This is a genomic window from Candidatus Cyrtobacter comes (assembly GCF_034470605.1).
GTDB classification, from domain to species: Bacteria; Pseudomonadota; Alphaproteobacteria; order Rickettsiales; family Midichloriaceae; genus Cyrtobacter; species Cyrtobacter comes.
Genome location: NZ_JARGYT010000140.1, coordinates 1 through 732, shown reverse-complemented (window position 1 = coordinate 732; position 732 = coordinate 1). Strand labels below are relative to the sequence as shown.

Genomic DNA, 732 nt, shown 5'->3' with positions numbered 1-732 from the left:
ATAACAATATTCCTGTAATTCCTGGGCGGAAGAATCGCATTGAGCCTATAGAATACGATAAAGATAAATTCAAATTGCGAAGCAAGATAGAAAATTTCTTCGCTAAACTCAAAGAAAATCGACGCTTAGCATTACGATTTGAGAAATCCGATCTCTCTTTCCTTGCCTTTATAGCTTTAGCATCTATTAAATACAACCTTTGTTAACAGTGCCTATAATGATAGGGTATGCCTGCTATTCTATATGCGCTATAATCCCTATTATCTCTTGTGATTATTTTAAGTAGAGATTTATAACTAACAAGGCCAGAGCCTCTTTTATGTATCTCACCTTCATCTCTTTTTCCTCGTATTGTAAATAGTATGCCAATCATGGTAATGACCATTGAGGAGGCTTTGATGCTTATCTTGATGCCTTTAAAAATATGATTTTCAAGCAGCTTAACCTGATTGAGCCAATATGTAGAATTTATTATTGTAATAGCTTTGGCAGATTTATTTGGATAAACATTAATAAGTTGTTCATACTTTCCAAATATAACAAAAAGCTTGCTCAAATAGTATTCCTGATACCCGGACCAGTTAGTTTTTTCAGTATTTAAATAAAGGTAAACTGATAAAGAGATAATGAATGAAAAAACAAAAATAAGCAAAAGAAGTGCAATGACCTGCCTAAACATGCGCGTGCCATGGGCTAGTATTTGCCCACCTTTTGTGAATCTTCTTATCATTG

2 protein-coding genes are annotated in these 732 nt (G+C 33.6%); both read right to left on the bottom strand.

Annotated elements, in window-relative coordinates; translation table 11 throughout:
• On the bottom strand, positions 1 to 196 hold a 196-nt coding region (locus tag Cyrtocomes_RS06050), incomplete at its 3' end, for a hypothetical protein (protein ID WP_322498289.1).
• A 6-nt stretch (positions 197 to 202) separates the two neighbouring features.
• Positions 203 to 732: hypothetical protein (locus Cyrtocomes_RS06045; protein ID WP_322498288.1), on the bottom strand; the 530-nt coding region annotated here is incomplete at its 5' end.